The organism is Curtobacterium sp. MCSS17_011 (assembly GCF_003224275.1).
GTDB lineage: Bacteria > Actinomycetota > Actinomycetes > Actinomycetales > Microbacteriaceae > Curtobacterium.
Genome location: NZ_QKLE01000035.1, coordinates 21,676 through 28,975, shown reverse-complemented (window position 1 = coordinate 28,975; position 7,300 = coordinate 21,676). Strand labels below are relative to the sequence as shown.

The following is a 7,300-nucleotide window of genomic DNA, read 5'->3' as shown; positions in this document are numbered from 1 at the left end:
AGATGTGTATAAGAGACAGCGCTGGAAGCGCGCCTCGCGCTCGTCCGCCAGCCCGGCCTCGACGCGTGCCCGCATGTTCTCCGACATGTCGGGCAGGGCGTCGAGTCGGGCCCAGAACGCCTCGGTGTTCTCGCCGTCGGCGGGGTTCGGCGTACCGGAGACGTACCGGCAGGCGAAGACCAGGTCGAGGTACTGCGACCGGTCGCCGTTCGGGTAGGTCATCTCGGGCAGCACCTGCACCCAGGCCAGGCGTTCGGCGACGGCGACGACGTCGGCTTCCTCGAGGACCTCGCGTTCGGCGGCGACGGCGGGTTCCTCGCCCGGGTCGACGATCCCGGTGACGGGCGTGTACGCGCCGGTGTCGGCCCGTCGCACCACCAGCAGTTCGCGCTCGGCGCCGGAGCCGCGCGTCACGATCGCGCTCACGCCCGACAGCCAAAGCGGCGCCGTGCCGATCTTCTCGCGCAGGGACAGGACGAAGTCGGGGGTCGGCATGCCTCCACGCTACCCACACGACCCCTGTCGCAGACTGGTCATGACCAGTAGGCTGGCCGTGTGGAGATCATTATCCTGCCCACGCCGGACGAGGTCGGTCGCGTCGCCGCGGCCAAGATCGCGTCCGTCGTCGCCAAGAAGCCGTCCGCCGTCATCGGTCTCGCCACCGGATCCAGCCCGCAGGGCATCTACACCGACCTGCAGCGCCGGGTGCAGGCGGGCGAGATCTCGTTCGCCGAGGCCCGTGGGTTCGCCCTCGACGAGTACGTCGGCATCCCGCTCGAGCACCCCGAGTCGTACGCGGCCGTGATCGCCCGCGACGTCGTGGCGCCCCTCGGCTTCGACGCGTCGCGCGTGCGGGTGCCGGACGGCCGTGCCGCCGACCTGGAGTTCGCGGCCAAGGAGTACGACGCCGCGATCCGTGCCGCGGGCGGGATCGACGTGCAGATCCTCGGCATCGGGGCCAACGGTCACATCGGGTTCAACGAACCGACGTCGTCGTTCGCCTCGCGCACGCGCATCAAGACCCTCGCGCCGTCGACGCGTGACGCCAACGCGCGCTTCTTCGACTCGCCCGAGCAGGTCCCGACGCACTGCATGACGCAGGGGCTCGGCACCATCCTCGAGGCCCGCGAGCTCGTCCTCGTCGCCCAGGGCCCGTCGAAGGCAGCGGCCGTGGCCGCTGCGATCGAGGGGCCGCTCAGCTCCTTCGTGCCCGGATCGGCCCTGCAGCTGCACGAGCACGCGACCGTCGTCGTCGACGAGGAAGCCGCCGCCGGGCTGCAGCTCGCCGACTACTACCGCTACACGTACGCGAACAAGCCGGCCTGGCAGCGGTTCGAGTAGGCCGCCGCCGGCGTCTTGGTCAGACGCCGGCGTCTTGCTCAGACGCCGCCCGAGCGCCGACACGCCGCCGAATTCGGGGGCGTGTCGACGGTTGCCGGGCGTCGCACGCGCACGCCGGCGTCTTCCGGCCGGGTCCCGTGTCAGGCGCGCGCGGCTGCGGCGAGGCGGCTGAGCCCCTCGTCGAGGGTTTCCGCCGAGCACCCGAAGTTCAGCCGCGCGAAGCCCCGGCCCTGCCGTCCGAACGCCGGGCCGGAGCCGAGCGCCACCTTCGCCCGGTCGACGAGCACCGCCGCGGGGTCGTCGCCCCACGGCAGCGCCCGCAGGTCGAGCCACGCCAGGTACGACGCCTGCGGCTGCCGGTACTCGGCGCCGGGCAGCACGTCGCCGATCCGCTCGGCCAGGGTGCGCCGGTTCGCCGCGAGCTCGGTGAGCAGTGACGCCAGCCACGGCCCGCCCTCGCTGAAGGCCGCGACGCTCGCCGTGTAGCCGAGGATGCCGGTGCGCTCGACGACCTCGGTCGGCATGCCGTCGAACCAGGCGCGGGCCCGCTCCGAGGCGCCGACCATCAGCGCGCACTTCGTGCCGGCCAGGTTCCAGGCCTTGCTCGCACTCGTCAGGGCGACGCCGAGCGATGCGGCCTCGGGGCAGGACTCCAGGAACGGCGTGAACACCGCGTCGGCGTGCACGAGCGGCGCGTGGATCTCGTCGGACACCACGACGGCGTCCCACTCGGCGGCCAGCTTCGCGAGCGCGACGAGGGAAGCACGGTCGTGCACCAGGCCGAGGGGGTTGTGCGGGTTGCAGAGCAGCACCGTGCGGGCTCCGTCGGCGAACGCCTGCGCGAGGCCGTCCAGGTCCATCCGCCAGCCGGCCGTGGTGTCGAAGGGGTCGGCCGGGCCTGCGGGGGCAAGCAGCGGGACCTCGGTGACGGTACCGCCGGCCTCGGACACGTACTCCCAGAACGGCGGGTACACGGGCGGCATGATGACCACCTGGTCGCCCGGCTCGATGACCCGGCGCAGCACCTCGACCGCCTCGACCGACACGTCCGTGGTGGTGCGGACCAGGTCGGGGTCGACCCGCCATGCCCACCGGCTCTCGGCGAAGTCGGCGAACGCCTCGGGCAGGGCCCGTCCGTGCCCGACGTACCCGGTGTCGCCGTTCGTCACCGCCGTGACCAGGGCGTCGCGGATCGGCTCGGCGAGCATGCTGTCCATCTCGGCGACGAACATGGGGAGCACGTCCGGCGGGTAGGCCGTGTACTTCTCGCTCGTGCGGGACCGGTACGCATCGAAGACGGACACCATGACGCTCATGCGCCCATCCTGACAGCGAGGCACGCGGGGCGCGAGGGTGGTGGTCAGGCCGGGCGGAGGCCCGCCAGCAGCACCTCGACGTAGCGTTCGGGGTCGTGCACCCGGGAGCCACCCGCCACGGCGGCCACCCGCATCCCGCACAGCAGCCGTCGCAGGTCGTCCGCGTCGACGTCGGCACGCACGAGCCCCTCGGCCCGTGCCCGTGCGAGCAGCGCGTCGACGGACTCGACCAGGTCGCCCGCGAGCGCCGCGGTGTCGGCGCACGAGAACCCGCCGTTCGTCAGCAGGTCGCCGAGGGCCGCGTCGTCGACCATGCTCCGGAACGCAGCGGTCACGACCCCCCGGAGCGCGTCCGCTGCGTCGGGCAGGGCCACGGCGTCGCGCACCCCGTCGAGCATGTCCTCGAGCGCGTCGATCGCGAGTGCCTCGAGCAGGTGCTGCTGGGTGGGGAAGTGCCGGTAGGCCGTCCCGACACCCACTCCGGCCTCGTGCGCGACGGCGTTGAGGAGCGCGGGCTCGCCACGGTCGAGGAACGCGCGAGCGACGTCGAGCAGGGCGGTCCGGTTGCGCTGTGCGTCGGCCCGCAGTGCCTCCGGTCGAGCCATCGCGATCGTCATGTGGACACTTTATCCGGTTGTGCTAGCGTTCCGGATGGATCATCCGATTCGACGCCGAGAGTGGACAGGAGACGACGATGGAACCCTTCACGTGGGAGCCCGGACAGATGGCGGACCAGCACGGGCGGACGGTCGTGGTCACCGGTGCGACCGGCGGACTCGGTCTGGTGGTCGCGATCCGACTGGCCGCCGCCGGAGCGCGCGTCATCGCGGCGGTCCGCAATCCGGACAAGGCGGCTCGCGTCCTGCCCGCCGGTCTGGAGGCGCGGGTCGTCGACACCGCGTCGGTCGCCTCGGTCACGGCGTTCGCCCGGCAGCTCGCCGCGGACGGCATCGTCGTGGACGCCCTCGTCAACAACGCCGGCGCGACGCTCGGCGCGTTCGCGCTGACCGACGAGGGCATCGAACGCACCTGGGCCACCAACGTCGTCGGGCCGGCCGTGCTCGCCGACGCGATGCTCCCGGTGCTCGGCGGACCGTCGCCCCGCGTCGTGCTCGTCGGGTCGAACCTGTCGCAGCGCACCCGCCGCGTGCCTGCACCGGGCGGGGTCGACGATCCGAGCGACTACTCCCAGCTCGCCGTGTACACCGACTCGAAGACGGCGGCGACGGCGTTCGCGGTCGACCTCGGTGAGCGGCTCCGCGCGGCCGGCTCGGACGTCCGCTCGGTCATCGCACACCCCGGCATCGCGGCGACGGGGATGAACGACCAGGCCGAGACCCTCATGCAGCGCCTCGGCGGCCTGGTCGCCCGCAGCATGGCCCGGACCGCGGAGGACGGCGCTCGCTCGACGCTCTGGTCGGCCACCGCGCCGGACGTCGCCGAGGGGGTCTTCGTCGGTCCGGCGCTGCGCCGGCGTGACCGGCGGATGCACGTCGTACCCGTCCGCGGGGCAGCAGCCGACCCAGGGTTCCGGCAGCGGGTCCGCACCTTCGTCGACGAGGTCGCAGCGCGCACGACGGCCTGATCACGTACCGGTCGGCACCGTTCCGTGCGACACTCGCCCGATGGTGGGGGTGGACGACGCAGCGACGGACGACCCGGTGGGCGCGGAGTACGCGCGGCTCGAGCGGGAGCGCCGGAGGGGCCGTGGTGCCCGGGTGGAGCGCCGCGTCGCGCTCGCCGCGGTGCTGGTGCTCTGCGTCGTGCCCGTCGCGATGTTCGCCACGATCGTCTCGACGCTGCGCCTGTTCGGGGACAACGTCGAGAGTCCCGGTGCGGTCCACACCTACGAGTTCCTGCTCGTCCTCGGGCCCGTCGCCTTCTTCGTCGCCGTGTTGTTCGGCGTCCGGACGGGGCGCACCGGCGTCGTGGTGACCGCCCTCGTCACGGCACCGATCGTGCTCATCGCCGCGTACGTGCTCGCCGTCCCGCAGGGGCGCTGGAACCAGACGGACAGCGACCCCGGGCGGGATCGCCACGTTCCGGCCTGCTTCAGCGGCACCGACGACTGTGCGGAGTACGGCGGCTGACCCCGAGCCCGTAGGAGCCCGTCGCCGAACCCGACGTGAACAGCGGGAGAGCGCTCGGTGTCGAAAGCGGCGTCCCCCGTCCGAGGGGGCTAGCGTCACGAACGTGAACCGATCTCGCGTGCACCGTCGCCCGCTCCTCCGCCCGCTCCCGCTCGCCGCGGTGGCCGCCATCGCCGCACTGCTGGGGACGGGGATCGTCGCCGCGCCGGCCGTGGCCTCGCCCTCGACGCAGTCCAGGCGCACCGTGACCGATCCGGCACGCTACGTCGACCCCTTCATCGGCACGAGCAACAACGGCAACACCTGGCCAGGGGCCACCGCGCCGTTCGGCATGGTGCAGTGGAGTCCCACCGGCACCGCGGGCGACCAGACCTCGACCCCGGTCGCGAACGGCTACTCGTACGACGTGAACCGGCTGCGCGGCTTCAGCCTGACGCACCTCAACGGAGCCGGGTGTGCTCCGGGTGCTGCCGGCGACGTGCCGATCATGCCGGTCACGACCCCGGTCACGACCTCGCCGTCGGCCGACACCAAGGACGCCGTCTACGCCGCCGGGTACTCCCACGACCAGGAGTCCGCGAGCCCCGGCCGCTACGGCGTCACGCTCGACAACGGCGTCCGCACCGACCTCGCCGTGACCACCCGTGCCGGCGTCGGCGCGTTCACGTTCCCGGCCGGCAAGGACGCGAACCTGCTGTTCCGCACCTCGAACTCGATCAACGGCAGCGAGGCCGCGATCACCCGCGTCGACCCCCGCACCCGCACGGTCAGCGGCAGCGTCCTGACGGGCGGCTTCTGCAGCCGCCGTGCGAACGGCGGCGGCGCCACCAACCCGGACCGCCGCAGCTACTACCGCCTCTACTTCACCGCGACCTTCGACACGGCGTTCGCGAGCACCGGTACCTGGAAGGACGGCACGGTCCAGCCTGGAGGCACGTCCTCCTCCGGTGGGGAGGGTTACCTGACCGGCGCCGACCGCGCCGGTCGCGGCTCCGGCGCGTGGGTCGGGTTCGACGCGCGTCGCGGAGCGACGGTGCAGGCGAAGATCGGCATCTCGTACGTGAGCGCGGCCGGAGCGGTCGCCAACCGTGACGGCGAGGTGACCAAGCGATCGACCGTCGCCAGCGTGGCGGCCGACACACGGGCCTCCTGGAACCGTGAACTGTCGCGCCTGCGCGTCGGTGGCGGCACGGCGGACCGGACCACCCAGCTGTACACGTCGGTCTACCACGCACTCATGCAGCCGAACACGCTGAACGACCGCGACGGGCGCTACCTCGGCCCGGACCTGCGGGTGCACCGGATGGACCGCGGACACCGGGCCGTCTACGGCACGTACTCCGGGTGGGACCAGTACCGGGCGCAGATCCAGCTGCTCGCGCTGCTGCGGCCGGACGTCGCCGGGGACATGGCGCAGTCGATGCTCCGGTTCGCCGAGCAGAACGGCGGCGTGTGGGACCGGTGGCTGCACCTCGGAGCGCCGACGCACGTGATGACCGGCGACCCCTCGGCGGCCACGCTCGCCACCTGGTACGCCATGGGTGTCCGGAACTTCGACGTCCGGGCCGCCTACGCCTCGCTCAAACGCCAGGCGACGGTCGAGAACGCGGACGCCGAGAGCGACATCGGGTGCCCGGGGCAGTGCCTGGCGCAGCGGCCCGCACTCGACGAGTACCTGGAGCGGCAGTACGCGGCGAACGACGACTGCTCCTGCTGGGGTGGAGCGGCCGAGACCCTCGAGGACTCGATCTCCGACGGTGCGCTCGGGTACTGGGCGGGTTCCCTCGGACTTCGTTCCGACGCCCGGATGTTCGCCGAGCGGGGGACGTACTGGAAGAACACCTTCAACGCCGCCGTCGGGTACCAGGCCGCGCGGCAGGCCGACGGCTCGTGGACGCCGGGCTGGTCGCCGTCGACGGGGACCGGGTTCGCGCAGGGCACCAGCGCGCAGTACACCTGGCTCGTGCCGCAGGACGTGCGGGGGCTGTCGAGTGCGCTCGGCGGTGACGACGCCGCGGTCGCACGGCTCGACGACTTCTTCCACGACGCCTCGGGTGACTGGGCGGTCACCGGCGGCGACGCCACGAAGTTCGACCCGACGAACGAGCCCGACATCCACACGCCGTGGATGTACAACGCCCTCGGCAAGCCCTGGAAGACGCAGGAGACCGTGCGGCAGGTCGTGGACGACGCCTACTCGACCGGCCCCGGCGGGCTGCCGGGCAACGACGACCTCGGCACGATGAGCGCCTGGTACGTCTTCGCCTCGATCGGGCTCTTCCCGCAGACGCCCGGGCGAGCGGACATGCTCATCGGCAGCCCGACGTTCAGCACGGTCGACATCCGGCGCGCAAGCGGGCAGCGGATCGTCATCCGGTCCTCGGGGACCGAGCCGTACGTGCAGGGCGCCCGGTTGAACGGGTGGACGCACGAACGGTCATGGGTGCCGGCGTCGTTCGTGACGCGGGGCGGCACGCTGTCGCTCCGGGTCGGGGACACGGCGGACACGACGTGGGCATCGGGAGTGCGGGGGCGGCCGATCGACCGGTGAAC

General features: G+C 72.7%; 7 protein-coding genes. 4 read left to right on the top strand and 3 right to left on the bottom strand.

Annotated elements, in window-relative coordinates; translation table 11 throughout:
* On the bottom strand, window positions 1–495 hold a 495-nt coding region (locus DEJ17_RS16205), incomplete at its 3' end, for an NUDIX domain-containing protein (RefSeq protein WP_110895276.1).
* Window positions 496–555: 60 nt separating this feature from the next.
* On the opposite strand from DEJ17_RS16205, the gene nagB reads away from it, so the two are divergent.
* Window positions 556–1,341, top strand: a complete 786-nt coding sequence (nagB, locus tag DEJ17_RS16200) for a glucosamine-6-phosphate deaminase (protein ID WP_110895274.1) — start codon at window positions 556–558, stop codon at window positions 1,339–1,341.
* Between the two features lie 140 nt (window positions 1,342–1,481).
* On the opposite strand, the gene DEJ17_RS16195 is transcribed toward nagB, so the two are convergent.
* Together DEJ17_RS16195 and DEJ17_RS16190 are read right to left on the bottom strand one after the other, a co-directional pair.
* Window positions 1,482–2,657, bottom strand: a complete 1,176-nt coding sequence (locus DEJ17_RS16195) for a MalY/PatB family protein (RefSeq protein WP_110895272.1) — start codon at window positions 2,655–2,657, stop codon at window positions 1,482–1,484.
* 44 nt (window positions 2,658–2,701) lie between these two features.
* A complete protein-coding gene (locus tag DEJ17_RS16190) occupies window positions 2,702–3,274 on the bottom strand; it encodes a TetR/AcrR family transcriptional regulator (protein WP_110895270.1) in 573 nt (190 codons plus the stop codon).
* A 77-nt stretch (window positions 3,275–3,351) separates the two neighbouring features.
* Here DEJ17_RS16190 and DEJ17_RS16185 point away from each other — a divergent pair, with 77 nt between their 5' ends.
* The 3 genes from DEJ17_RS16185 to DEJ17_RS16175 all read left to right on the top strand — a co-directional run bounded on the left by DEJ17_RS16185 (window position 3,352) and on the right by DEJ17_RS16175 (window position 7,298).
* Entirely contained in the window at window positions 3,352–4,242 is an 891-nt protein-coding gene (locus DEJ17_RS16185; RefSeq protein ID WP_110895268.1) for an SDR family NAD(P)-dependent oxidoreductase, read from the top strand.
* Between the two features lie 40 nt (window positions 4,243–4,282).
* The gene (locus tag DEJ17_RS16180) at window positions 4,283–4,747 is read left to right on the top strand and encodes a hypothetical protein (protein ID WP_110895266.1); all 465 of its coding nucleotides are present in this window, start codon (window positions 4,283–4,285) and stop codon (window positions 4,745–4,747) included.
* 103 nt (window positions 4,748–4,850) lie between these two features.
* Window positions 4,851–7,298 carry a GH92 family glycosyl hydrolase gene (locus tag DEJ17_RS16175; protein WP_258366865.1) on the top strand — a complete coding sequence of 816 codons (2,448 nt, stop codon included), beginning with the start codon at window positions 4,851–4,853 and terminating at the stop codon, window positions 7,296–7,298.
* The last annotated feature ends 2 nt before the right edge of the window (window positions 7,299–7,300 follow it).

Bases quoted from the DNA above. Each gene is read 5' to 3' on its own strand.
- DEJ17_RS16185 (WP_110895268.1), top strand. From the start codon at position 3,352: ATGGAACCCTTCACGTGGGAGCCCGGACAGATGGCGGACCAGCACGGG.
- DEJ17_RS16190 (WP_110895270.1), bottom strand. From the start codon at position 3,274: ATGACGATCGCGATGGCTCGACCGGAGGCACTGCGGGCCGACGCACAG.
- DEJ17_RS16180 (WP_110895266.1), top strand. From the start codon at position 4,283: ATGGTGGGGGTGGACGACGCAGCGACGGACGACCCGGTGGGCGCGGAG.
- DEJ17_RS16195 (WP_110895272.1), bottom strand. From the start codon at position 2,657: ATGAGCGTCATGGTGTCCGTCTTCGATGCGTACCGGTCCCGCACGAGC.